Origin of the sequence: Pseudarthrobacter siccitolerans (assembly GCF_030823375.1) — a bacterium.
GTDB lineage: Bacteria > Actinomycetota > Actinomycetes > Actinomycetales > Micrococcaceae > Arthrobacter > Arthrobacter siccitolerans_A.
Genome location: NZ_JAUSXB010000001.1, coordinates 1,528,402 through 1,553,675, shown reverse-complemented (window position 1 = coordinate 1,553,675; position 25,274 = coordinate 1,528,402). Strand labels below are relative to the sequence as shown.

General features: G+C 65.6%; 16 protein-coding genes. 11 read left to right on the top strand and 5 right to left on the bottom strand.

All coding sequences use genetic code 11. The annotated features are described in order from the left end of the window. Positions 1-245: 245 nt before the first annotated feature. The 4 genes from QFZ36_RS07290 to QFZ36_RS07275 are packed head-to-tail and all read left to right on the top strand — an operon-like array spanning position 246 to position 6,080. On the top strand, positions 246-1,379 hold the full coding sequence (locus QFZ36_RS07290; RefSeq protein ID WP_306635101.1) for a glutamate--cysteine ligase: 1,134 nt from the start codon (positions 246-248) through the stop codon (positions 1,377-1,379). A gap of 21 nt (positions 1,380-1,400) precedes the next feature. Beyond that, entirely contained in the window at positions 1,401-2,879 is a 1,479-nt protein-coding gene (locus QFZ36_RS07285; RefSeq protein WP_306635099.1) for an aminotransferase class I/II-fold pyridoxal phosphate-dependent enzyme, read from the top strand. Between the two features lie 24 nt (positions 2,880-2,903). After that, the gene (locus tag QFZ36_RS07280) at positions 2,904-4,682 is read left to right on the top strand and encodes an N-acetylglutaminylglutamine amidotransferase (RefSeq protein ID WP_306635097.1); all 1,779 of its coding nucleotides are present in this window, start codon (positions 2,904-2,906) and stop codon (positions 4,680-4,682) included. A 3-nt stretch (positions 4,683-4,685) separates the two neighbouring features. Further along, positions 4,686-6,080: a M20/M25/M40 family metallo-hydrolase gene (locus QFZ36_RS07275; protein WP_306635094.1), complete on the top strand. Its 1,395-nt coding sequence runs from the start codon at positions 4,686-4,688 to the stop codon at positions 6,078-6,080. 85 nt (positions 6,081-6,165) lie between these two features. On the opposite strand, the gene QFZ36_RS07270 is transcribed toward QFZ36_RS07275, so the two are convergent. Then, positions 6,166-7,401, bottom strand: coding sequence for a BTAD domain-containing putative transcriptional regulator (locus QFZ36_RS07270; RefSeq protein WP_306635092.1), 1,236 nt, complete (start codon positions 7,399-7,401; stop codon positions 6,166-6,168). 428 nt (positions 7,402-7,829) lie between these two features. Here QFZ36_RS07270 and QFZ36_RS07265 point away from each other — a divergent pair, with 428 nt between their 5' ends. Beyond that, positions 7,830-13,031, top strand: coding sequence for a peroxidase family protein (locus QFZ36_RS07265; protein WP_306635091.1), 5,202 nt, complete (start codon positions 7,830-7,832; stop codon positions 13,029-13,031). A 336-nt stretch (positions 13,032-13,367) separates the two neighbouring features. Here QFZ36_RS07265 and QFZ36_RS07260 read toward each other — a convergent pair whose 3' ends face one another. The 4 genes from QFZ36_RS07260 to QFZ36_RS07245 all read right to left on the bottom strand — a co-directional run bounded on the left by QFZ36_RS07260 (position 13,368) and on the right by QFZ36_RS07245 (position 18,290). Next, positions 13,368-14,153 (bottom strand): hypothetical protein, encoded by a 786-nt coding sequence (locus QFZ36_RS07260; RefSeq protein WP_306635090.1) that lies wholly within the window; start codon positions 14,151-14,153, stop codon positions 13,368-13,370. Position 14,154: 1 nt separating this feature from the next. Continuing rightward, the gene (locus QFZ36_RS07255) at positions 14,155-15,855 is read right to left on the bottom strand and encodes a multicopper oxidase family protein (protein WP_306635088.1); all 1,701 of its coding nucleotides are present in this window, start codon (positions 15,853-15,855) and stop codon (positions 14,155-14,157) included. 252 nt (positions 15,856-16,107) lie between these two features. After that, complete coding sequence (locus tag QFZ36_RS07250; RefSeq protein ID WP_306635086.1) at positions 16,108-17,013, bottom strand: phosphatase PAP2 family protein; 906 nt, start codon at positions 17,011-17,013, stop codon at positions 16,108-16,110. Positions 17,014-17,108: 95 nt separating this feature from the next. Continuing rightward, a complete protein-coding gene (locus tag QFZ36_RS07245; protein WP_306635084.1) occupies positions 17,109-18,290 on the bottom strand; it encodes an MFS transporter in 1,182 nt (393 codons plus the stop codon). Between the two features lie 250 nt (positions 18,291-18,540). Between QFZ36_RS07245 and QFZ36_RS07240 the strand changes: the two genes are divergently transcribed. The 6 genes from QFZ36_RS07240 (at position 18,541) to QFZ36_RS07215 (ending at position 25,059) form a co-directional block, all read left to right on the top strand. Then, positions 18,541-18,693, top strand: a complete 153-nt coding sequence (locus QFZ36_RS07240; protein WP_306635083.1) for a hypothetical protein — start codon at positions 18,541-18,543, stop codon at positions 18,691-18,693. Continuing rightward, the gene (locus QFZ36_RS07235; RefSeq protein ID WP_306635081.1) at positions 18,690-19,223 is read left to right on the top strand and encodes a GbsR/MarR family transcriptional regulator; all 534 of its coding nucleotides are present in this window, start codon (positions 18,690-18,692) and stop codon (positions 19,221-19,223) included. Before QFZ36_RS07240 ends, QFZ36_RS07235 begins: the two co-directional genes overlap by 4 nt. Then, complete coding sequence (locus QFZ36_RS07230; protein WP_306635080.1) at positions 19,220-20,236, top strand: magnesium and cobalt transport protein CorA; 1,017 nt, start codon at positions 19,220-19,222, stop codon at positions 20,234-20,236. Before QFZ36_RS07235 ends, QFZ36_RS07230 begins: the two co-directional genes overlap by 4 nt. 93 nt (positions 20,237-20,329) lie before the next feature. Continuing rightward, a complete protein-coding gene (locus QFZ36_RS07225) occupies positions 20,330-21,793 on the top strand; it encodes an aminotransferase class I/II-fold pyridoxal phosphate-dependent enzyme (protein WP_306635078.1) in 1,464 nt (487 codons plus the stop codon). 99 nt (positions 21,794-21,892) lie between these two features. Continuing rightward, on the top strand, positions 21,893-22,903 hold the full coding sequence (locus QFZ36_RS07220) for an o-succinylbenzoate synthase (RefSeq protein WP_306635076.1): 1,011 nt from the start codon (positions 21,893-21,895) through the stop codon (positions 22,901-22,903). Positions 22,904-22,989: 86 nt separating this feature from the next. Then, the gene (locus tag QFZ36_RS07215; RefSeq protein ID WP_306635075.1) at positions 22,990-25,059 is read left to right on the top strand and encodes a PhoX family protein; all 2,070 of its coding nucleotides are present in this window, start codon (positions 22,990-22,992) and stop codon (positions 25,057-25,059) included. The last annotated feature ends 215 nt before the right edge of the window (positions 25,060-25,274 follow it).

Below are 25,274 nucleotides of genomic sequence, written 5' to 3'. Positions count from 1 at the left end.
CCCTTATCGAGCAGCAGGACCGCCCTGAACCAATGCGCCACAGTGCGTGGTGTTCGTGGCGGTCCTCTGTGTTTCAGCTTGCGACAAGAACTAAGCATGCTTAGTATGATTTAGACACTGAAGTTAAGCCAACGCTTCATGGGTTTCGATCCAGGAGCAATGATGGCTAATTTCCTTATCGTTTATTCTCCTGTCAAAGGACGTACGCCGGGCAGGGGAGATGCCGGCACCAAGGGGCGGCGGTAATGCGCCGGGTGGGCGTTGAGGAAGAGTTCCTCATTGTCGACGACGTTGACGGGCATGCTGTGCCGCTGGGCGAACTGCTGGAGCGCCTGAGCGATGACGACGGGCTGAGCAGGGAGATGAAGCAGGAACAGATTGAGACCTGCACGCTGCCGCGGATCAGCCTGGACGAGCTTGCCCAGGACATTAACGTGCGGCGGGTGAGCGCGGATTCAACGGCCCGGGCAATCGGGGCACGGTCAGTTGCCCTTGCCACGTCACCCCTTCCCGTGAAATCCACCACCAGCCCGGGCGTGCGGTACCAGCGGATGATCGAGCGGTTCGGCCTGACGGCAGTGGAACAACTGACCTGCGGCTGCCATGTGCATGTGGAGATTGAATCGGACGAGGAAGGTGTGGCCGTCCTGGACCGGATCCGGATCTGGCTCCCGGTGTTGATGGCCATCACCGCCAATTCCCCGTTCTGGAACGCCACGGACTCCGGGTACGCAAGCTACCGCTCCCAGGCGTGGAATCGGTGGCCCACGGCCGGGCCGTGCGAAATCTTTGGCTCCGCGGAGGCCTACCACCGGCAGGTCAACGAGATCCTGGGTTCGGGAGTGCTCCTGGACAAAGGGCAAATCTACTTTGACGCGCGGCTCAGCCACCGCCACCCCACCATCGAAGTCCGGGTGGGGGATGTCTGCCTTTTTGCCGACGACGCCGTCCTCCTCGCCGGCCTCGTACGGGGCCTTGTGGAGACGGCGGCGCGGCAGTGGCGCGATGGCGTGCCTCCCGCGCCGGTCTCGGCCATGCAGCTCCGGCTTGCCTCCTGGCAGGCGGGCCGCTTCGGGCTTGACGGCGACCTGCTGGACCCGCTGACCAGCCAGCCCCGGCCCGCCTTCGAAGTGGCCATGGCACTGCTGGACCATGTCCAGTCCGCGCTGAAGAGCCAAGGCGAGTTCGATGTTGTGGAGTCTTTGCTGTTCCAGGTGCTGACCAGGGGCACCGGCGCTGCCCGCCAGCGCACAGCGTTCGCCGAGGCGGGCAGCCTGTGCGATGTCATCTCCGACGCCGTCCGGATCAGCAGCCTGCCGGCCACACCGCTTCAGAAGCTAAGGGGTTTACCGCTGCTGGCCAGCGACCAGAGTTCCTAGACAACCATCTTGGGAGGACACATGGATCAGAACGAAACACCGGTGCTTGACGCGCTGGCCGAACACCAGAAACTCGACCGGTACGGGTTTACGCCACCCGCCCACCGCCAGGGCCGCGGCGTCGATCCGCGGGTGCTGGAGGTGCTGGGGGAGCAGAGCTTCAAGTCCGACGTAGTTGCCTCCTCAGGCCTGGACGACCGGAAATCCTCCAACGGCTACCTGTCCAAAGCCGAACAGTTGATGGCCGAAGCCGTGGGAGCGGACATGGCCTTCTTCTCAACCTGCGGCAGCTCCCTGTCCATAAAGGCCGCAATCCTGGCTGTGACCCGCGGCGAGGGCGATCTCCTGATCGGCCGGGACGCGCACAAATCAGTGGTGTCGGGCCTGGTGCTGTCCGGGCTGCAGCCGCGCTGGATCAAGCCGAAGTGGGACAATGAGCTGAAGCTGGCCCATCCGCCGGCACCCGAGACCGTGGAGGAGATGTGGCAGCGGTACCCGGACGCCTCGGCTGCCCTGATCGTCAGCCCCACCCCTTACGGAACCTGCGCGGACCTCGAGGCAATCGTGGAGATCTGCCACAAGCGCGGCAAGCCGCTGATCGTTGACGAGGCCTGGGGGGCGCAGCTGCCCTTCCACCCGGACACTCCCACCTGGGCCATGTCTGCAGGGGCGGACATCTGCGTGGTCAGCGTCCACAAGATGGGGCTGGGCTTCGAACAAGGCTCCATTTTCCATCTGCAGGGCAACCTGGTGGACCCAGTCCGCCTGAACCAGTGTGCCGATGTACTGTCCACCACCAGCGCGAACGTGATGCTTTATGCGGCGATGGACGGGTGGCGCCGGCAAATGGTGCAGGACGGCAAGGCCCTGATCGACAAGGCACTGGAACTTGCCAAAGGACTTCGCCGGGACATCCAGGCGCTCCCGGGGCTGCATGTCCTTGAAGACGAACTGGTCCACGCCGAGGCCTCCCATGACCTGGACATCCTCCACATCATGATCGACGTTTCCGACCTTGGCATCAGCGGGTTCCAGGCCACGGACTGGCTGCGGGAAAACTGCCGCATCGACATGGGCACCACCGATCACCGGCGGACCGAAGCCGTCATCTCGATCTCTGATGATGAAGAAACGGCGCAGCGCCTCCTGGGCGGGCTCCGCGCACTCACCGAAGCCGCCCCGGACCTGCCCCGGCCGCCCGCCGTCGTCATTCCTGACGAGGAGGACCTCTACCTGAAGACGGTGATGCTGCCCCGGGATGCGTTCTTCGGGCCGGTGGAAGTCATCCCCTGCGAGGAAGCACCGGGCCGCATCGCTGCCGAAATGGCTACGCCCTACCCGCCCGGCATCCCGATCCTGCTGCCCGGCGAACGGATCAACAAAGCCGCCATCGACTACCTCAGAAGCGGCGTGGAGGCGGGCATGGTCCTGCCGGATCCCGCCGATCCGACGCTCAAGACCATCAGGGTGGTCCGCGAAGAACCACACCGATCGCAGTAAATCGCAAGGAACGAGGACAGCAACATGTGCGGTATAGCCGGCGAAATCGCCTTTAACGGAAGACAGGCCTCCCCGGAGGCGGTCCTGAAAATAATGGGGGCAATGACGTCGAGGGGACCGGACGGACGGGGAACGTGGGAGGCGGGCTGGGTTGCACTGGGGCATCAGCGGCTCAGCATCATCGACCTGTCCGAGGCAGGGGCCCAGCCCATGGTGGATGACGGCGGCCTGGCCATCACCTTCAACGGCTGCATCTACAACTACAAGGAGCTGCGCCGGGAACTTGAGCCAGAGTTCACCTTCCGGACCACCAGCGACACCGAGGTGATCCTGAAGGCCTACCGGAAATGGGGGGAGGACTTTGTCCACCATCTGGTAGGCATGTTTGCGGTGGCCTTGTACGATCCGCAGCGCCAGGAAGTCCTCCTGGTCCGTGACCGGCTGGGCATCAAGCCCGTCTACGTTTCCCACCTGCACGGCAGGCTCCGCTTCGCCTCGAGCCTGCCTGCGCTCGTGGCCTCGGGCGGAATTGACACGTCCATTGACGAGGTGGCGCTGCACCACTACCTGAGCTGGCACTCCATCGTTCCGGCTCCCCGGAGCATCCTGCGCGGCGTCCAGAAGTTGCCCGCCGCCACCATCCGGACCATCCGCCCCGACGGGACCTGGCACGACCGCGAATACTGGAAGCCTTCCTACACCCGGCGGGCGGAGCACGCGGGCTGGTCCGCTGCGGACTGGCAGGATGCGGTCCATGCCGCGCTTAAGACGGCAGTACGACGGCGGATGGTGGCCGATGTGCCGGTAGGTGTCCTTCTGTCCGGGGGACTGGATTCCAGCCTGCTGGTTTCGTTGCTTGCCGAAGAGGGCCAGCACGGGCTGTCCACCTTCAGCATTGGATTCGATGGCGCCGGCGGCGACTCGGGGAACGAGTTCGCGTACTCGGACCTGGTGGCACGGGAGTTCGGGACCCGGCACGAGCAGCTGCACGTCAGCACCTCCGAGTTCGCCCCCTCCATTGATGGTGCCGTCGGCGCGATGTCCGAGCCCATGGCCAGCCATGATGTGACCGCTTTCCACCTGCTTTCCCGGACGGTGGCGGAGCACCTGAAGGTGGTGCAGTGCGGCCAGGGCGCGGACGAGGTTTTCGGCGGGTACGGGTACCACCAGCCTCTTGCTTCCGTGGGCCGCACCGAAGCGCAGGCGGCATTCACCGCAAGCTTTGTGGACCACCGCCATGAGGAGCTCCTGAACATCCTGGAACCCGAGTGGTACTGCGGGTCCGACGTGAGCAGCGAGGTCCTCGCCGCCAACCTGAACCTCCCCGGAGCCGACACCGCCCTGGACGCGGTGCTCCGCCTGGACACCCACCTGCTCATGGTGGACGATCCCGTCAAGCGGCTGGACAACATGAGCATGGCCTGGGGGATCGAAGCCCGGGTCCCGTTCCTGGACCATGAACTGGTGGAGCTCGCCGCCGCCTGCCCGCCGGAGCTCAAAGCCTCGCAGGGCGGGAAGGGGATACTGAAGGACCTGGGCCGGCAGCTGCTTCCGGCCGCGGTGGTGGACCGGCCCAAAGGCTACTTCCCCGTGCCCGCTCTCCGGCACCTGGAGGAACCGTTCATCAGCATGGTGCGCGAAGCCCTTCATGCACCGGAAGCAAAACAGCGCGGGCTCTTCCAGCCGGCCTATATCGACGGCCTCCTGGCGGATCCGAACATGCAGCGGACCCCGGTGAACAGCAATGTGCTCTGGCAGCTGGCGCTGCTGGAGATGTGGCTCCAGCACCACGGGGTCGGTTAAGCCTTGGGCCGCCTTCCTGCGTCCACCTCCCCGTTGTCTTCGCTCCGGGAAGCGGTGGGCGCGGACTTTACTGCCGCCGTCGGCCAATTGTCGGAGCTGGTCCGGATTCCCGCCATGGCCTGGGCCTCGTTCGACCCCGCCGAGCTGGACAGGGCGGCCCGGCACGTGGCGGCGCTGATGCAGGAGGCCGGGATCGCCGACGTCGACATCCTGCAGGCACCGCGGCCGGACGGCGGGCAGGGGGCACCGGCGGTGGTGGGGCGCAGGCCCGCGCGGAACGGCAAGCCGACGCTCATGCTGTACGCGCATTACGATGTCCAGCCGGCCGGGGACATCACCCTGTGGGACAGCCCCCCGTTTGACGCCGTGGAGCGGGCCGGCCGGCTCTGGGGCAGGGGAGTGGCGGACAACAAGGCCGGCGTGGTGCTGCATCTGGCCGCTTTCCGCAACGCGCTCCGTGTGCTCGGCGATGACCTGGAACTCGGCATTACCGTGTTGATCGACGGCGAGGAGGAGGCGGGTTCGCCCAGCCTGCCGCTGCTGCTCCAGCAGCATAGCGACCTGCTCGCCGCCGACGTACTGGTGGTGGCCGACTCCGGAAACTGGAAGGTGGGTGTTCCGGCCCTCACCACGAGCCTGCGCGGGCTCATTTTGGGAACCATCGAGGTGCAGGTGCTGGACCACGCGCTCCATTCGGGGACGTACGGCGGGCCTTTGCTGGACGCGGTGACCGTGCTGTCGCGGCTGATTTCCACGCTGCATCACGACGACGGGAGCGTCGCCGTGGACGGATTGGTCTCCTCTGATGTGCCGGGACCCTCGTTGTCCGAAGAGGACTTCCGGGCCGATTCGGGAGTCCGGCCGGGGGTGCCGCTGGTTGGCACGGGATCGTTGACATCGCGGCTGTGGACCAAGCCGGCGTTGGTGATAATCGGGATGGACGTTCCGTCGGTTGCCTTGTCCTCGGACACCCTGCAGCCGGCGGCGCGGGCCAAGTTCAGCCTCAGCCTGGCGCCGGAAAGCGACACCGCCGCGGCCATGGAGGCGGTCCGGCGGTATGTGGAGAAGCACACTCCGTTCGGTGCCGACGTGACGTTTACGCCCGCTGGCCGGACGGAGGGCTTCGCCGGCGACGCGACCTCGCCTGCTGCCCGGGCCATGCTCTCGGCGATGGAGGAGACGTGGGGAGTGCCAGCGGTTTGTATGGGGGTGGGCGGCTCCATTCCTGCCGTTAACATCCTGACCAAGCTGTACCCCCGCGCGGAGGTCCTCATCACCGGGGCGGAGGATCCGGATTCCCGCGCGCACGGGGCCAACGAGTCCATCCACCTGGGTGATTTCGAGAAGGCCATCCTCGCCGAGGCCCTGCTGATTGCGCGCCTTAACACCCCGGACTAACCTCCCCGGTTCCTGCCGTTGGGCGGCCGGGAGCCGTGGTGACGTCAGCGCTGTTGGTGAGTCCCGCCGTCGGGCGGCAGGTCCGTCAACTCACCTGGGCATCAGCGGTCTTCCGCCTGACGGCGCTCAGCAGCGTGGCAAGTGAGCCGTCATTGGGCAGGAAGGCGGAGATGCCCGCGGCGGCTGCCTGCCGTTGCACCTCGGGCTTCGGCGTTCCCCCCAACATCAGGATGCGCGTCCGCGGGGCATCAGCGAGAATGCGCAGCGCCGCGGCAATGCCGTCAGCATCGCGCAGGCGGCTGCCAAGAAGGACGACGTCGGGCTCCAGTTCGCGGACCAGGTCAACACCCGACTGGGCAGAGTCGGCAGTCCCCACATTGCTCATGTCCGGTTCCCGCTCCAACGCTGCGGCAAGCAGTTCGGTGAACGTCCGGTGGCGATTAATGATCATGATGCGAATTGTTGGCCTACCGTCGGGGACCGGTTCGGCAGGGGGATCGATGACATGGGTTGTGGCCTTCAGCAGCCTGGCGTAGATGGACCGCAAGGCCTCACCCGGCCCGCAGCCCAGCTCCCGGTTCATGATCCGCCGGCACTGGTCAAAGACACGTAGTGCTTCCGTAGGCTGGCCGCTTTTCTCCAGTCCCAGGACCAGGGCAGTCCACGCCTGCTCGCTGAGGGGATCATCCGCTATGGCCTCCCTGGCCCAGATGACGGCCAGCTTGGTGTTCCCCAGTGCCAGCGCTGACTCCGCGGCCAGGGTGCGGGCACGGAAGACGCGGGCAGCATGGCGGCTCCGCTCGGACTCAGCCCATGACGGCACTAGTTCTTCGCCCAGAAGTGGGGCCGTAGCCAGGCCAAGCGCTTCCTGGAGCAGCACGATGGCACGCTGCGGCACCGCCGATTCGGCAGCCCGAACCAGTGCATCGAAGCGGTCCAGGTCCAGGTCTACGAGCGACCTGTCCAGCATGTAGCCGCCTGCCACGGTCCGCAAAGGTCCGTCCTTGCCCATGCCGGGCTGGAGGCGGCGCCGCAGCACGCTGACGTAGCTCTCCACGGTGGGGAGCGCCTCGGCCGGGGCCTGCCCGGCCCAGAGGATGTCGATCAGACGGTCCTTCGAAATGGGAACGCCCAGGTTCAACAAAAGGAGTTCGAAAATTTGCCGGGGCTTTGGGCCGCCCAGTTCCCCATACCCGAGGACTGTCTCCCCGCGCCGGATCCGGAGCGGACCAATGATCCTCACATCGAGCCGGCAAGGATCCGGCGCGGTGAGGACACTTTCCATCGTGCGGCCTTCTACTGCGAGCCCTGCTGAAGTCATATGCGAACCTGCAATTCAGTTGCGGCGATTTGCTACAGTGTTCTGATTTATCCGGCCGGGGACACGAGTAGTCATTACTTGATTGCGCCGGGGTGCCGTTACTTGGAGCCCTGAGTAGCCGCATATTCTTTTCCGTTTTGCCGCTTCGCCTGAACATTCTGTGGCACTTCCAGGAGCGCACAGACACTTCATCAGCAGCGCCCGGAGCGTGGGCCGGTCAAGATTGTTACAAGGTGCCCGGCTCACCATGACCTCGTTCCATCCCTCCTAACGGCAGGTATGTCATGAGACCTTTCAATTGGATGCCCCTGGGCTCAGCCGGCGGTAAGGCGTCTGCGCCCCCAACCACTGAACACAACAGTTTCCCCACCCGAAGGGGGCGGCGCGCAGCCGCCCGCTCAGCACGAGTGAGACCCGCCCGGATTCGTATGGTCGCAGCTGTCGCGGCCCTGGTCATGCCGGCGGGCATGGGCCTGCCCTTCGTCGGAGCCCAGGCCGTCGTGGCGCCGGCTGGGCAAGGGTTCACGGTGAGCCCCTCCGACCTGGCGTTCATCCTGCAGCAGATCAAAATCGCCGAGGCGCACGCCGCGACGCTGTCGCCGGCGCACCCCTGTGACACTCTGATCGGCCCCGGCCCTGACCAAATCGCCAGCCCCCTCGTCTCCAAGGGTCTGCGTACAGTAGACGGCTCCTGCAACAACCTGGTGGCCGGCCAGGAAAGGTTCGGCTCCGCCGACCAGCTGTTCCCCCGCCTGACTTCCAAATCATTCCGGCCGGCCGAGTCCGGATCGCTGGGAGGACCACCCGCCCCGACATCCTATGAGCAGAAGTCCGGGGTCGTTTTCGATTCCCAGCCCCGGGTCATCAGCAACCTCGTGGTTGACCAGACCTCCACCAACCCGGCGGCCGTGGCCGCGGCAGGAAACCCGGTGCGGACCCAAGGCGCCGAAGGCCTGGTGCCGTGCACGGATCCGGCAACGGACGCCGTCGATTGCGTTCCATCACACCAGACGCTGTTCATCCCCAACGTGACCACCGACGTAGGCCTCTCACCGCCCTACAACTCGATGTTTACGCTGTTCGGCCAGTTCTTCGACCACGGCGTGGACCAGACGGTCAAGGGCGGTGGCACTGTCTTCGTGCCGCTGAAGGCCGACGATCCCCTCATCGCTGGCCCGGACCACGTACTGGGGAACGCTGATGACCTGCCCCCGAGCCTGCGCTTTATGGTGCTGACCCGCGGCCAGAACCAGCCCGGGGCGGACGGCATCCTGGGAACCGACGACGACGTCCAGGACGCCGTCAACACGGACTCGCCCTGGGTGGACCAGAGCCAGACCTACACCTCCCACCCGTCCCACCAGGTATTCGTCCGTGAGTACGTCAACAACAGCGACGGCAAGCCTGTCTCCACCGGCAAGCTGCTCGGCGGTCCCGCAGGTCCGACGGCCGGCGGTATGGCCACCTGGACCACCACCAAGGAACAGGCAGCATCACTGCTCGGCCTCGAGCTCAAGGACGCTGACGTCACGAACATCCCCATGATTGCCGCGGACCCCTACGGCAAGTTCATCCCCGGCCCCGCCCGTGGACTGCCTCAGTACGTCACCACGACAGGCATGGTGGAAGGCTGCCGGGCGTCCGACGTCTGCCTCGACGAGCTGGGCCAGCCGGACCCGGGACCCGTCCCCGTTCCGGCCAACGCGCTGCACTTCGACACACCGTTCCTGACGGACATCGCGCACAACGCCGACCCCTCCCCAGTGGACACCGACCACGACCCGCTTACAGCACCGGTAGCTCCGGCCCCGGATGACGACAACGTGGCCTCGGCCGACTTCGCCCACCAGCCGACGGGAACCTATGACGATGAGATGCTGAACGCCCACTTCATCGCCGGCGACGGCCGCGTGAACGAGAACATCGGTCTGACCACCATCCACCAGATCTTCCACTCCGAGCATGACCGCCTCGTCGGTGACATCAAGAACGTCCTGAACGCCGACACGTCGGCCAGCGGCGTTGCCGCCCTCGCGGAATGGCACCTGGGACTGGGTGCCGACGGCTGGAACGGTGAGCGCCTGTTCCAGGCGGCACGGTTCATCACGGAAATGGAGTACCAGCACCTGGTCTTCGAGGAGTTCGCGCGCAAGATCCAGCCCGCAATCAACCCTTTCCAGCCCTTCGCGTTCACCCAGACCGAGCTCAACCCGGCCATCAAGGCGGAGTTCGCGCATGCCGTGTACCGGTTCGGCCACTCGATGCTGACGGAAACGATCGCCCGCCGCAACGAAGACAAGGCCGGACCCGACACCTTTTTCGGTACCGCTGATGACATCCGCGGCAGCAACAACGACATCTCGCTCCTCGACGGGTTCCTCAACCCGCCGGCCTACACGGACGGCGGTGACGCTGGCGTGCTGACATCAGAGGAAGCGGCCGGCAGCGTCATCATGGGTATGTCGGACCAGGTAGGCAATGAGCTCGACGAGTTCGTCACCGACACGCTCCGGAACAATCTGCTTGGCCTGCCACTGGACCTGCCCACCATCAATATGACCAGGGCACGGTCGGAAGGCATCCCGTCGTTGAACAACCTTCGGCGGGAGCTTTACGGTTCGACCAACGACGGTCAGCTTCAGCCGTACACCAACTGGATCGATTTCGGCGAGAACCTCAAGCACCCGGAGTCGCTGATCAACTTTGTGGCAGCCTACGGGCAGCACCCGACCATCCTCACGGATGCCGGCCCCGACGCAACACTGGGAACCGGCGACGACGGACCGGCCACGCTCGAATCACGCCGCACCGCTGCCCGCAAGATCGTCAGCCCCGACACCCTTGCCGGCGAAGTCGGTCCGAGTGACGCCTCGGCGTTTATGAACAGCATCGGTACTTGGGCGAACGACGGAACCAAGTCGGTCACCGGACTCGATTCGGTTGACCTGTGGGTTGGCGGCCTCGCTGAGCGGACCAATCTGTTCGGCGGCCTGCTGGGCAGCACGTTCAACTACGTATTCGAGAACCAGCTGACCGACCTGCAAAACGGCGACCGCCTGTACTACCTGGCACGTACGCCGGGCATGAACCTGCGGGCGCAGCTGGAAGGCAACTCGTTCGCCGAAATGATGATGCGCAACACCAATGTGCACACACTGAAGGCCGACGCCTTCGCCACGGCGGACTGCAAGTTCGAGCTGAAGAAGCTGGCGGGCACCACAGCCGGATTCACGCAATTCGGTAACACCGTGGCGGACGACCTTGATTCTGACTGCAACGAGACAGCCCTGCTGATCCGGATGCCGGACGGCACCATCAAGTACCGCGCCATCAACACCGAGGATCCCTCCGGGATCAACGGACAGAGCGTCTACAACGGCACTGCCGGAGTGGACCGGATCTACGGAGGCAACGACAACGACACCTTCTGGGGCGGCCTGGGCAACGACATCATCCAGGGCGGTGACGGAGCTGACATCGCACTGGGCGGTGAAGGTGATGACATCATCACCGATCTCGCCGGTGACGACGTTCCCAAGGGAGGCCCCGGCAATGATGCAATTGATGCCGGTCCCGGACTGGACATCGTCATGGGCGGCGATGGCAAGGACTTCTCCAACGGCGGAGCCAACATCAACGAAACCTTCGCCGGTGCCGGTGACGACTTTGTCATTGCCGGCCAGGGAGAAGACGCCGTGTTCGGAGACAGCGGCGACGACTGGGAAGAGGGCGGCGATCAGCCGGACCTTCTTCAGGGGGACAGCGGAAACCTGTTCTTCCTGGACGATTCCCAGAAGCCGGGCCATGACATTCTGATCGGCCAGGGCGGCGACGACGACTACGACATGGAGGGCGGCGACGACGTAGGTCTCGCAGGACCCGGCATTGAAAAGGTCGCCGGAGCCTCGGGATTCGACTGGGAGATCGGTCTTCAGGACCCGCAAGCGCAGGACGCGGACCTGAGCCTTCCGATCCCGCCGCTGGACATCCTTCAGGTGGGAGTCCGGGACAAGTTCAACGAACTTGAAGCGCTCTCGGGCGCGAACCTGGATGACACCCTCCGCGGCGACGACCTGGTTCCCAGCACCGTCGGCGGCGCCGGATTCATTGGCTGCGACGTGCTTGACCAGGCGGGCCTTGACCGGGTTTCCGGCCTTGATGAGCTGGTACCGGCACTCAGCACGCCGGTGGCGACCGTCACCGCGGCGTCGGCATCCAAGAACTGCCCGCTGCTGGTTCCCAACAGCAACGTGTGGGGCGATGGCAACATCCTCCTCGGCGGTGGCGGCAGCGACCTCATTGAAGGACGTGGCGCCGATGACATCATCGACGGCGACAAGTACTTCAGTGTCCGGCTCAGCGTCCGCGACGCGGCCAACCCCGCTTCCGAGGTTGGCAGCGCGGCCGGCATGACCACCCAGTACCTGCGGGACGGTGCCGGTCAGCTGACCGGACCCACGCTGCAGGAAGCGGTGTTCGCGGGAACTGTGAACCCCGGCAACATTGTGGCGGTCCGCGAGATCCTCGCAGGCTCCGGTGGCACGGACACGGCGCTCTTCTCGGGCCCGCGCTCCAACTACACCATCGTTGCCACCCCGGCAACGGAAACCGAGCTGGCCAAGGTGACGGTCACCCAGACCGGTGCCAACGTGGCCGGCCAGCGGGCCAGCGACGGGATCGACACGCTGCGGAACATCGAACAGCTGAAGTTCACCGATCAGGTGGTCACCCTGGCTGTGCCCGCTGCGGCGACCATCGTCACCGTGACCGCAACCAGCGGCTCCGCGACTGTGAACTTCACGGCGCCTGCTGCAGGCGGCTCGCCGATCACGGGCTTCGAGGTCGTCGTCAGCACGGGCGGCTCAGTAGTCCAGACGGTCACCGGCATCTCCGCGACGGCAACCAGTGCCGTTGTCACCGGATTGACCAACGGCACCGCGTACACCTTCCAGGTGCGCGCGATCAACGAGTTCGGAGCGGGCGCACTGTCGGCCGCGTCGAACCCGGTTACACCGGCAGCCGCGGCTCCGGGTACTCCAACCAATGTGGCCGCGACTGCCGGAATCAATTCGGCAACGGTCACGTGGACGGCACCGGTCAGTGACGGAGGATCCCCGCTCACGGGATACCAGATCGATATCCGCACGGGAACCACGTCGACCACCTTCTCCGGCGCCATCGCCGGCACCGCCACCAGCCAGGTGGTGACCGGGCTTGCCCCGGGCACCACTTACAGCTTCGTGGTCAGGGCGGTCAACAGTAGCGGAGTGGGTGCGGCCTCGGCAGCATCCAATGCGGTTACGACGCCGAACAGGCCGAACGCTCCGGTGATCGGGAAGGCACGGCAAGGCGACAACCGCGGACCCGTGACCGCCTCGATCGCCTGGACGCCGCCGGCCAACACGGGCGGCTCAGCGATCACCGGCTACAGGGTCACCGCGTTGCGGATGAGCTCGGGGGCGAACAACGCCACCGTGGTTTCAAGAACCGACTCGGAAGTCCTGCCGGCGACGGCGAGGTCCCTGGAGATGACCCTTACCGCCGCCAACTACCGCTTCGTGGTGGTAGCCATCAACGCGGTGGGTACCAGCCCGGAGTCCGCTCGTTCGGCCGCCGTGGTAGCGCGGTAGAAAGGGCGCAGCGCAGCTAGCAACTGCAAGCGGAAAGTGAAGGGGGTGGCCCGGTGGCCACCCCCTTCACTTTGCGGAAACTCTTTGTCCCGTACACCCCCTGCGGGCGTAGGCTACGGGTTCTTCCGCCGCCGCGCCTGGTACTGGAACACTCCCGGAGGTCCCGCTCGTGGGCGGAAGCCGATGACCGAATCCAGACCGACGAGATCACCGGCCCGGCTGGGCACGTCGTTTAACTCTTATCAGTTCTGGTTGTCAAGAGCATGCGAAAGCAGTCCCGAGGGTTGAAGACCCCTTGGGACTGCTTTCCTCCAGGGAGGAACTGTCCTGTCCGGATTAGTGGCCGTGTACAGGATTCCTGTCAAAGGCGGCAGCGGCGGCCTCCGCCGGCTCCTTCTCCATGTCCACACCTGTTCCCGTATCCAAGCGGGCGGACACCTTGACGTCCTCAGGAGCGCTGCCGGCACCACTCGCGATACCGATGCGGACAGCTTCTATCGTCTTGTCACTCAGAAGTGGGCCGGTGTAGCTCAATTCGAGTTCACCGTCACCGGCATCGGTGTCGTAGTTGCCCAGGGCGTCCGAGAGGATCCCCTCCAGCGCAATGGCTTCGGAGAGGGCACCGGGATCGGCCGAGCTGACAGTGAAGCGGAGGTCGTGGACCAGAACCTGGGCCACATGAACGTGGTCCAGTCCGGGAAACGACAGGTCGGGGCCAAAGGCAAGATTAACCAGTTCACCTCCATCGTCGATGGTGGCATCACCGGGCAGGGCAACAATAATCTCCGGCACAGTATGCTGCAGCAAACCGGCACCAAGGACGTCCGGTGACATCCGGGACAGGGCCACGCCAAGGCTGTCAGCAGCGGAGGAAAGCGCTGTGCGGAGCTTCTCCAGATCGGAGTCCGGTGCCGGGTGTAGGGCGACCACGATGCGCCGACGCACCATGAGCCCGTCGAAACTCACCTGCGGCCGGCCGTTCCCCAGATCGGAACCGGAAACGGATGTCGGGGACACATCAAGCGGCCCAGAGGGATGTGGGCCGGGCGGCGCGCCGGCAGTGCAGCCGGTCAGCAGGGAAGAAACCAGCACCACCGAGACGGCCAGGACACTCCCTTTCATCTTAGGTACCGGCCGGGTAACCGGGCTGGTATTTCGGGACGAAGAAGTTCGCGGGCAGCGTGTCCGGGACGGCCGGGTCCGAGGTGATCGGATCATTGTTCCGGAGGTCACCCACGGAGAACTGGACCATCATGTCGTGGTCCTCGTGCACCAGGTTATGGCAGTGCACCATGTAGCGTCCGCCCGTGTGGGCTCCGGTGTCAAACTGGGTCAGCAAGGTAACGGACTCGTTCTCCCCGGTATAGAAGACGTCTTTAGGCCCCGTCTCCCACGCGAACGGTTGCCCGCCGTTGGTGTTGCGGCCGATGATTTTCGAGTCAGTCAGATGAATGTGAACCGGATGGAACCATCCGCCGGAACCGTTGGTGATGGTCCATTCCTCAACGTCGAAGGGGCGGGGGTTACCAACCAGTTTGGTGAACCCTGATTCCTCCACATCAGCCCATGTAACCCCGCTGATTTTCCACTCCCCGTTCTCGTGTTCCACCCTCAGCTCCCGTTTGGCCACCACCAGGTCCGGTGTCAGGCTCATGGTGGGCAGCCCGCCGCGGGCCGCATTCGGCGAGCCGCCTTCATCGAGCACCTTGGGAATCGAGGAGATGGACCCTTTTCCGGAGCCGGAGTTGCGTACGACCTCAAACTGCATGATTTTGTCAGTATTGGCGAAGTCCACGTTGTTCTTGTTGCTCAGGTTGCGCAGCTGGATCTTCTGCCCCACCTTGTATTTCCGGAAATCGATAAGAATCTCGTAGCGTTCGGCAGTTCCTTGCCGCCATGACTGAACTGCCTGGACCTTGGGCACCATCCCGCCGTCCGTGCCGACAATGTAAATTGGCTCTCGCGTGGAGAGCGTTGGGCGGTAGGACCGGGTAATTGAAGCCACAAGGACCCGGAAGCGATAGATCCGCGGCTTAACCTTCATCGTGGGCCAGGGCATGCCGTTCACCATGATGATGTCCCCCCACAGGCCATCGTGATCGTTGTCGTTGTAACCGAAGGAGCCGTCGGCATTGAACAGGGCATCCGAGATCATCAGTGGAACATCGAACTCACCCTGCGGCAGCTGGTTACGCTCAAACTCATCAGACAAGGGGTAGAAGCCGGCGAGCCCGGAGTACACGTTCTGGGCCGTCACGTGGTGCTTGTGGTCGTGATACCACAGCGTTCTCCCGGTTTGCCAGTTGGGGTAGTGGTAGTTCTTGACATATCCGGGCGCAGTCGTGTCATTGGCATAGCCGTCGTACTGCGGCAGCGAGGCCGAGCCGTGAAGGTGCGTGACGGTATGGAAGGCCATGGGATGCAGCAGGCCCAACGCCGGGAAGTCATTCCGGATCCGCACCTCGGTCCGGGTCCCCTGAACGGCGCGGATTGTCGGGCCCGGGAAGATGCCGTTGTAGCCGGCGAGCGTGGTGGTCAGGCCCGGCACGAACTGCGCTTGTCCAAGCTTCTGGGTCAGCGCGTATTTGGCATACGGGCGGGTTGGGTCGCCGTCGTCGAAGCCGGTTTCGAATGGTTCCAGCACGGGCGGCCGGCGGAAAGCCGCGGCGAACGGAACCGGCGTGTTCTGGGGGGCAAGCTGGCTCGTGGTGATGGGCAAGGCGGTGGTGGAGGGAGGAACAGTGAGCGGGGCCTCTTTCATCCCCATGAGGTTGATTGCCCCCAACGCTCCGCCTAGCTTTAGGATTTCCCTGCGAGTTGCCATGATCTCTCCTCAATGAGTGATTTATGCCGCTGCTCTATCGCAAGCCACCAGGTTGTCGCTTGTTAATGCTGCTCAGATGATGCGCCGAGGAAGCTATAAAAAGATTGAACTGGCCGTTTTTTGTCTTGGGCGGGGTGGCAGGAACGTGCAACCGGACCCGGGAACCGGGACGTGCCTGCCTGCTGCACGATTCAAGCCGTCAATATCCGGAACAGCTGTATCGGACTTGGACGGTCGGAAGCAGCGGTGACGTCAGCGCCTTGGCGAGTCCCGCCGTCGGGCGGCGTAGGCGAACAGGGCCGTGGTGGCCACGGTGGCAAGGTACCCGGCGATTACTATGAGCGAGATGCCCGCCCAGAAGTAGTTGGTGGTGCTCGATTCCTGCCAAGGGCTTGGCGCGATCCGGGCCAGCGAGTACACGGCCACCGCCGCGGACGTCAGCCCGATCACCACTGGCAACGACAGCCAGATCTTCGCCGAACCAACATGCGCGCCGAAGCCGTCCCAGGCGTTCCATGCCCCGCGCCGGATGATCAGCCAGCCCGCGGGAATCATAAAAGCGCCTACCAGCAGGAATGCCGCCACCACGTCGGCCGGACGGTGCCACTGATTGATCAAAGTGGAAACCCCGGAGGCGATGGCGAACGAACCACCCACAAATCCGGCCAACGGACGCCATCGCGGCGACGCCATCAGGAACACCGCAGCGGCTGCCGAGGCGGCCAGGGTAGTGTGCCCGGACGGCAGCGAGTTCAGGTCCAGCGTCACCACGCCCTTGTCCGGCCGGGACGGCAGCATATCCTTCAGTACCTGGGTGGCGATGTTCGCGCCGATGCACGCAGCCACGGCGATGCCGGCCTCGGTCCAGTGCTTCCGGATCACCGTGACAAACAGGACCACGACGGCGGCCATCACCAGTGAGATGGTGGGCAGCAGGTCCAGGAACTTGGTGCTCGCCTTGCCTGCGGGCCCGTGGATCGCGACGGCCTCCACCAGCGCGGACTCATCGATGAACTGGCCCGTGGTGGTCTGGACGAAGTAGTGGTACGTGGCGATCAACCCGGCAATGCAGGTGAGCGTGGCAAGCACAAACAGGAAAGCCGAGCCCGGAGCGGGCCTGCTGGGTGTCCTGGTGGATGTATGCCGCGAAATCGTCACCGGTTAAGGGTGTCACAAAAAGCTGGGAGCCAGCCCAACCCAACTGGGTAGCCCTAAGTGTCGTTCTGGAGGCTCAAAACGACACTTACCGCTACTTAGTTGGGCAGGTGCGGCTTGACCGGGGCCAGGCGGGGGATGCTCGCCGCCGCAACGAGCAGCGCCAGGGCACCCAGCCCGAAAGGCAAGGCAGTGAGCGTGGCCACGCCGCCCACCAGCAGCGGGCCGCCGGCGTCGCCCAGTTCCCGCCCGAGTTCAGCCGATCCCATGGTCCGTCCCATCCGCTCAGGGGGCGTGGTGTCCGCCAAATGGGCGAATCCGAGCGGCGTAACAGCCCCGATGCCCGCACCGATCACTGCCGCGGCGAGGAAGATGGTGACCACGCCTGGGGCCAGCGCCAACACACCGACGCCGGCCGCAACGAGCAGCAGGCCCGCCGTCGTGCCCCTGTTGTCCGTGATGCGCTGGCTGTCCCGCATCCGTCCCATCCACGGCTGGACCAACACGGATCCGGCCGCGAGGACACTGACGGCGGCCGTGCCGGCCACGGCGCCGAGCCCGTGCCGGGTGGCCAGCGCGGGAAGGAATCCGACTGCCGCGCCAAGAGCCGCCGTGGAGGCGGCCAGCACCAGCGTGGGCACCAGGAACCGCCGTTCGCCAACCTGCCGGGCAAGGTCCATGACCGTGTACCGCTGGCGGGGGAGCGGCTCCAGGTGCGGCACGGCGGCCATGACCCACACCGCCGTGACTACCGCGAGCGCTGACAGGGTCCCGAACAGCAGCGGGAACCCGCCGGCCAGGATGAGGCCGGCACCGAGCAGCGGGCCGATGATGTAGCCCAGGCTCTTCCAGGATCCGTACCTGCCAAAGTATGTGCCGGCTTTGCCGCCGCGGGCTAGCCGGGCCACCATGGAGGACGAGGCCGGGGAGAATGCGGATGCCGCCGCGCCCTGCCCCAGCCGGGCCAGCGCGAGCATCAGCGGCTGGTCAGCCCAAAGGCCGATCAGCGACAGCGCCGCGAAGGCAAAGAGTCCGCCGACGATCACCGGTTTGGGGCCGATCCGGTCACTGAGGGCGCCGAAGACGGGTTTGAGGAACACCTCCGAGATGTCGTACAGCGCCAGGAGGATCCCCAGATTAAGCAGTGTGAGGCCGATGTTTCCACTCTGGGCGCCCAGGCCCGCCGCGATGCTGTGCGCCCCGAACGCGGTGACGAATCCGGCCGCGTAGAGCGGGCCGGTCGAGGGGCGGGTGGCAAGGCGGGAGCCGGAGGGGGTCACATCGGCGAGTGTAACAACTGTTCCAGCCCGGCCGGGTCCAGCTCAGCGGGGGTTCGGCCGGCGCTGGGATTCCCCAGGTGTTGCTGTAACCCCGGTGTTTGACTCGGTGTGTTGCCGGGGCGCGCGGAGTTTGCCGCCGAAACCTGGGGAATTTCAGCGGCAGGCCTGTCCGAAAGAAGCGCCGGAGCCAGTTCGGAAAGGGAGTATTTCCAGTCTTCACAAAAACCTGAAGCTGAGTAGTGTGCGGGGTATGGAGACCGTCATCAGGAACGTGGGTTTGCACAAGCAATCCGGCGGTACGACGGCGGACTGGAGCGGTGCGTGGTGGATGTTCGCCATCGCTGTGGTCGCCGCAGCCGTGGCCATGACGGTTATGCAGCGGCGGGAAACGGCGTTGCCGTGAAGGCGGGGGAAGCTGCGGCGGGCAACGAAGCGGAGGTTCATGCCGCCGTCGAACTGGCTGCGGCAGGTTTCTCCGCCGCAGGCTTCCCCAAGATGCCGGCCCGGGCGCTGATGGCCCTGGTCTCGTCCGAGGAGGGGCGGCTCACCGCGGCGGAGCTGTCGGAAAAGCTCGGGGTGAGTGCGGCGGCCGTGTCCGGCGCGGTCCGGTACCTGCAGACGGTGGGCTTCATCCAGCGCGTCTCCCGGCCGGGCAGCCGCCGCGACATCTATGCGCTCCACGACGACGAATGGTACATCGCCTCCACCCGCCGGAGCCCCGTCTACCAGAGCCTCGCTGCCCTGACCGACGGCGTGGCGGAGGCTTTGCCGGCAGAATCGGCTGCCGGTGCGAGGGTCGCGGAAATGGGCCGTTTCTATAGGTTCCTCGCGGCCCGTATGCCCTCGCTCCTGGACGAATGGGAGCGTGAACGCGAAAGCTGGGGCCGGGACACCGCACCGTCATCAGCCATGTCCCCGGGAGGTTCGCCGTGACCATCATCGATAACGCCGTGTACGTGGACGGGCTGCGCACCCAGGACCCTGGAAGCCTGGACGAAACCTACTTCGCGCTCCGCCAGCGTGAGGGGATGGCGTGGATCGGGCTGTACCGGCCGGATGCCGAGGAACTGCAGTCCGTGGCAGAGGAGTTCGACCTCAACCCCCTCGCCGTGGAGGATGCCCTCGCAGGGCACCAGCGCGCCAAGCTGGAGCACTACGGCGAATGCGTGTTCCTGGTCCTGCGGCCCGCCCGGTACCTGGACGACGTCGAAAAGGTGGACTTCGGCGAGATCCACGTCTTTGTGGGACAGGACTACGTGGTGACCGTCCGGCACGCCGAATCTCCGGACCTCGCGAGGGTCCGCCGCCGGATGGAGGCGATGCCCGAATTCCTCGCGCTGGGCCCGGACGCCGTCCTCTACGGAATCCTGGACCAGGTGGTGGACGAGTACGAGCCGGTGGCGGCGGGGCTGGAAAACGACATCGACGAGATCGAGGATGACCTCTTCGGCGCGGACCCGGAGGTTTCCCGCCGGATCTACGAGTTGTCCCGCCAGGTCATCACCTTCCAGCGTGCCACCAGCCCCCTGGCGGGCATCCTGCAGGTCCTGACTGCCGGGACGCCGGAGCGGGTGCCCGATCCGGAACTCCAGGACCATCTCCGTGATGTGCTGGACCACGTGCTGCGGCTCAACGAACGCGTGGCCTCATTCCGCGCACTGCTGCAGAATGCGCTCGCCGTCAACGCGGCGCTCGTAGCCCAGCGGCAGAACGACGAGATGCGCCGCCTCACCGAATCCAGCTTCGCACAGAGCGAGCAGGTTAAACGGATCTCGTCGTGGGCCGCCATCCTCTTCGCCCCGACGCTCGTGGGAACCATCTACGGCATGAACTTCCGCTCGATGCCGGAACTGGACTGGGTGTTCGGCTACCCGTTCGCACTGGGCCTGATGATTGCCATGGGGCTGGTTCTCTACTGGACGTTCCGGCACAACAAGTGGATCTAGGGCCGGGACCGGGATCTGACTTCGCCCGCTGCTTCCCCTACGATGGCTTACTACGAAGATCGTAAGCCTGCTTAGCATCAAGGAAGCGAGAGCATGTTGGACCACAACGAAGCACCCCTGCTGGACGCCATGGAGCGCTACCACAGCCTGGACCGCTACGGCTTCACTCCGCCCGCACACCGGCAGGGCCGCGGGGCTGACCCCCGCGTGCGCCGGATCCTCGGGGGTGACGCGTTCCATTCCGATGTCCTGGCCTCTGCGGGCCTGGACGACCGTTCATCCTCCGGCGGGTACCTCAAGAAAGCCGAGCAGCTCATGGCCGATGCCGTGGGCGCGGAGCAGGCCTTCTTCTCCACCTGTGGCAGTTCCCTTTCGGTCAAGGCTGCAGTCCTTGCCGTGGCCGCCGGCAAAGGTGACCTGCTGGTCAGCCGGGACGCGCACAAGTCGATCACGGCCGGGCTGGTGTTTTCTGGCGTTCAGCCGCGCTGGATCCGGCCCCGCTGGGACACCAAGCTGCACCTGGCCCACCCGCCGTCACCGGCGGATGTGGAGGAGATGTGGGAACGGTATCCGGAGGCTGCCGGAGCGCTGATTGTCAGCCCCACGCCCTACGGAACCTGTGCGGATATCGCCGGCATCGCGAAGGTCTGCCATGACCGCGGCAAGCCCCTCATCGTCGATGAGGCGTGGGGCGCACACCTGCCTTTCCACGAGGGCCTTCCCACCTGGGCGATGAGTGCCGGCGCGGATGTCTGCGTGGTGTCCGTGCACAAGATGGGTGCCGGATTCGAGCAGGGCTCGGTTTACCACGTCCAGGGCGATCTGGTGGACCCGGCGCACCTGTCCGAGTGCGCGGATCTGCTGATGACCACCAGCCCGAACGTCATTTTGTACTCGGCCATGGATGGCTGGCGCCGCCAGATGGTCCAGCACGGGAGCGAACTCCTGGGCAATGCGCTGGACCTGGCCCGAAGGCTGCGCCGCGACATTGACGCGCTCCCGGGAATCCATGTGCTCGAAGATGAACTTCTGGCCGCCGAGTCCTCACACGACCTGGACCGCATGCAGATCCTGATGGACCTCTCCGAACTGGGCATCAGCGGCTACCAGGGGGCCGACTGGCTCCGGGAACACCGCCGGCTGGACATGGGCCTCAGCGACCACCGCCGCATCATGGCGACACTGTCCATGGCCGACGACGACGCCTCCGCGCAGCGGCTTCTGGAGGCCTTGCAGGCGCTCATCGAAGCTGCGCCGACGCTTCCCGCGCCTGCCCACATCTCCTTGCCCTCGCCGTCGGAGCTGGAACTGGAGACGGTGGCCCTCCCGCAGGACGCTTTCTTCGGCCCCCGGGAGGACGTTCCGGCCGGGGAAGCGGCAGGACGGGTGGCGGCAGAGCAGATCACGCCCTACCCGCCCGGGATCCCGGTGATTGTCCCGGGGGAGAGGATCAACGAGGCGGTCATCGAGTATCTCGAGTCCGGGCTCAAGGCAGGCATGGTCCTGCCCGATCCGGCGGACCCGTCGCTGGGCACCATCCGGGTGGTTAAGGAGTAGCAGCGGAGGCCGGCCGTGGCCGCTCAAGCCGGTCTCCGCGGCCCGGCCTCCGCTCCTGCCCGCAGGGGCCCTGTCAGTGGCCGCTTGTACAGTGGGTCCATGCCTACAGCGCCGCCTGACCTGCCCGCCATCGAGGAACTCGTGGCCGGTGCGCACGTGGTCAGCCTGCCCATGCGCGTGAAGTTCCGCGGCATCATGGAGCGCGAGTCGCTGCTGCTGCGCGGTCCGGCCGGCTGGGGTGAGTTCTGCCCCTTCCCCGAGTATGGCGACGCCGAAGCGTCCCGTTGGCTGGCCGCAGCCATCGAGTCCGGCTGGGCAGGCTTTCCCGAACCGCTGCGGGCGGTGATCCCGGTCAATGCCACCGTTCCGGCCGTTGCGGCTGAACGCGTGCCGGAGGTCCTTGCCCGCTTTGGCCGGGTGGACGCGGTCAAGGTGAAGGTCGCCGAGCGGGGCCAGACGCTCGACGACGACGCCGCCCGCCTCGCCGCTGTCCGCTCCGCCCTTCCGGACGCCGCCATCCGCGTGGACGCGAACGGCGGCTGGGACGTCCCCACTGCCGTCGAGGCACTCACCCGGCTGGCCGGCGTCGGACTTGAATACGCTGAGCAGCCCGTTCCCACCATCGAGGGCCTGGCCGAGGTGCGGCGCGCTTTGCAATTGGCGGGCACACCGGTCCTGGTCGCGGCCGATGAAAGCGTCCGCAAGGAGTCCGACCCCCTGAAGGTGGCCCGGGCCGGAGCGGCGGACCTGATCGTGGTCAAGGTGGCACCGCTCGGGGGAGTGCGGCGCGCCCTGGACATCGTCGCTCAGGCCGGGCTGCCCGCCGTGGTCAGTTCGGCGCTGGACACGTCGGTGGGGATCCGCGCGGGCCTTGCGCTGGCGGCCGCACTTCCCGAACTGCCGTATGCGTGCGGGCTGGGGACGGTATCGCTGTTCGAATCGGACGTCACCACGGATCCTTTGGTGGCCGATGACGGCGCCATCCGCCTCCGTGACGTCAGCGCCGACGCCGGGCTGCTTGAGCAGTATGCAGCGTCCCGGGAACGCCGCGACTGGTGGCTGGCCCGGCTCCGCCGCGTCCACTCATTACTGCAGGTCACAAGCGGTTAACCGGAATTTCACCTTGCTGACTACTTGACGTAGAAATCGGCTGACAGGGTGGGCGGGACCTCATAGAAACACCTTGGAAGGCCCCCATGTCTGAAACGACTGCCCGCAAATTTCCGCTCCTGCCGATGCTCGGCCATACCAAGGGCAAGCGCAGTGCTGTCACCTGTGCGCTCAAGTGCGACAACGCCTGCGCCGGCGACGTCTGCAACACCAGCTCCAACAGCTACTTCCGCGACATCGCCTCCGCCACGATGTCCCGCCGCGCCGCCCTGGGCCTGGGCGCCGCCGGTGCCCTCGCCGTCGTCCTCGGTTCCGCGGTGACCTCCGCCGAGCCCGCCTCCGCAGCCGGCCTGTCGAAGGCCGCGACGGTAGGCTTCGGCAAGTCCAAGCTGCAGTTCACGGCCATCGCGCCGGTGGACAAGGCGGTGGATGCCTTCACCGTTCCCGAAGGGTTCACCTGGCAGCCGATCATCCGCTGGGGCGACCCGCTCTTCAACGACTCCCCGGACTTCGACCTGGGCAAGCAGACCGCAGCGGCCCAGGCCCGCCAGTTCGGCTACAACAACGACTACACGGACATCCTGGAGATCCCGGACAGCAAGGGCCGCCGCGCCGTCCTGTTCACCAACCACGAGTACACCAACGAGAACATCATGGTCCCGGCCGGATATGACGCCGCGGAGACCCGCGCCATCGGCCGCGCAGCCCATGGCCTCGCCGTCGTGGAACTGGAACGCAAGAACACCACCAAACCCTGGGCCTACATCAAGGGCGCGCCGCTGAACCGCCGCTTCCTCTCCGACACCACCTACGAACTGACCGGCCCCGTTGCCGGCTCGGCCCTCGTCAAGACCGTGGCCGACCCCGCCGGCAAGGCCATCAAGGGCACGTTCGGCAACTGCTCGGGCGGCACCACCCCCTGGGGCACCATCCTTTCCGGCGAAGAAAACTTCAACGGCTACTTTGTTTCCCCCGGCACGTCCACTTCCGACAAGCGCTACGGCCTGACGTCCAAGCCGACAGCCCGCCAGTGGGAACTCGACGACAAGCGCTTCGACACCCGCAACGCGGGCTATGAGAACGAGGCCAACCGGTTTGGCTGGATCGTTGAAGTGGACCCGTTCGACCCCACCTCCACGCCCCGCAAGCACTCTGCGATGGGGCGCTTCAAGCACGAGGGTGCCAACGTGATCGTTGCGGAGTCCGGGCACGTGGTGGCGTACATGGGTGACGACGAGCGCTTCGACTACCTCTACAAATTCGTCTCCAGGGACACCTACCGGGAGGGTGACCGCAAGCACAACATGGGGCTGCTTTCCGAGGGCGACCTGTACGTCGCCAAGTTCACCGGCAACTCGCCGGCAGCCGACATCACGGGCACGGGGGCTGTGCCGGCAGACGGCGCCTTCGACGGCTCCGGCGAATGGCTGCCCCTGGTGGTCGGCGGCAAGTCCGCGGTCTACGGGATGTCCGTCGAAGAGGTCCTCGTGTACACCCGCCTGGCCGCGGATAAGGTTGGCCCCACCAAGATGGACCGCTGCGAGGACGTCCAGCCCAGCCTGCACACCGGCAAGGTCTACGTCGCCTGCACCAACAACACCAACCGCGGAACCGGTACCAATGAAGCCGCCACGGAGGTGAACCCGCGCAACCAGAACCGCGACGGCCACATCGTGGAAATCACCGAGACCGGCGACCAGGCTTCCACCAGGTTCAACTGGAACCTGCTGTTGGTCTGCGGCGATCCGGCCCTGCCCCGCGCCACCTACTTCTCCGGGTTCCCGGCGGACAAGGTCTCACCCATTTCCTGCCCGGACAACCTGGCCTTCGACTCGGTGGGCAACCTCTGGATCTCCACCGACGGCGCCCCTTCCACCATCGGCTACAACGACGGCCTCTTCAAGGTCACGCTGGATGGCGCCGAGCGCGGCAAGGTGGAACAGTTCCTCGCCGTTCCGCGCGACGCCGAGACCTGCGGACCCATCATCCACGACGAGGAACGCACCGTGTTCGTCGCGGTTCAGCACCCGGGTGAGGAAGGCACCTTCGACGCGCCCAACTCCTACTTCCCGGATTACGTTGCCGCAGGTACGACGCCGGCAGCGGGCAAGGTGCGTGCCCCGCGTCCCTCCGTGGTCCAGGTGTTCCGCAGCTAGGTTTTCCCTGGACCCGCCATCACCTTTCGCGGGTTTTCCCGTGACGCGCCATCACCTTTCGCGGGTTTTCCCGTGACGCGCCATCACCTTTCGCGGGTTTTCCCGCGACGCTCCATCACCTTTCCGTCCACAGCGGCAGGAGGTGATGGGGCGTTCGGGTTTTTGGGGCAGGAGGTGATGGGGCGTCGGGGGTTTTGGTGAAGGAGGTGATGGGG

What these genes read in the sequence shown, in the direction of transcription:
- QFZ36_RS07290 (WP_306635101.1), top strand. Translation starts at nt 246, where the DNA reads ATGCGCCGGGTGGGCGTTGAGGAAGAGTTCCTCATTGTCGACGACGTT.
- QFZ36_RS07285 (WP_306635099.1), top strand. Translation starts at nt 1,401, where the DNA reads ATGGATCAGAACGAAACACCGGTGCTTGACGCGCTGGCCGAACACCAG.
- QFZ36_RS07280 (WP_306635097.1), top strand. Translation starts at nt 2,904, where the DNA reads ATGTGCGGTATAGCCGGCGAAATCGCCTTTAACGGAAGACAGGCCTCC.
- QFZ36_RS07270 (WP_306635092.1), bottom strand. Translation starts at nt 7,401, where the DNA reads ATGACTTCAGCAGGGCTCGCAGTAGAAGGCCGCACGATGGAAAGTGTC.
- QFZ36_RS07265 (WP_306635091.1), top strand. Translation starts at nt 7,830, where the DNA reads ATGGTCGCAGCTGTCGCGGCCCTGGTCATGCCGGCGGGCATGGGCCTG.
- QFZ36_RS07260 (WP_306635090.1), bottom strand. Translation starts at nt 14,153, where the DNA reads ATGAAAGGGAGTGTCCTGGCCGTCTCGGTGGTGCTGGTTTCTTCCCTG.
- QFZ36_RS07255 (WP_306635088.1), bottom strand. Translation starts at nt 15,855, where the DNA reads ATGGCAACTCGCAGGGAAATCCTAAAGCTAGGCGGAGCGTTGGGGGCA.
- QFZ36_RS07240 (WP_306635083.1), top strand. Translation starts at nt 18,541, where the DNA reads ATGGAGACCGTCATCAGGAACGTGGGTTTGCACAAGCAATCCGGCGGT.
- QFZ36_RS07225 (WP_306635078.1), top strand. Translation starts at nt 20,330, where the DNA reads ATGTTGGACCACAACGAAGCACCCCTGCTGGACGCCATGGAGCGCTAC.
- QFZ36_RS07220 (WP_306635076.1), top strand. Translation starts at nt 21,893, where the DNA reads ATGCCTACAGCGCCGCCTGACCTGCCCGCCATCGAGGAACTCGTGGCC.
- QFZ36_RS07215 (WP_306635075.1), top strand. Translation starts at nt 22,990, where the DNA reads ATGTCTGAAACGACTGCCCGCAAATTTCCGCTCCTGCCGATGCTCGGC.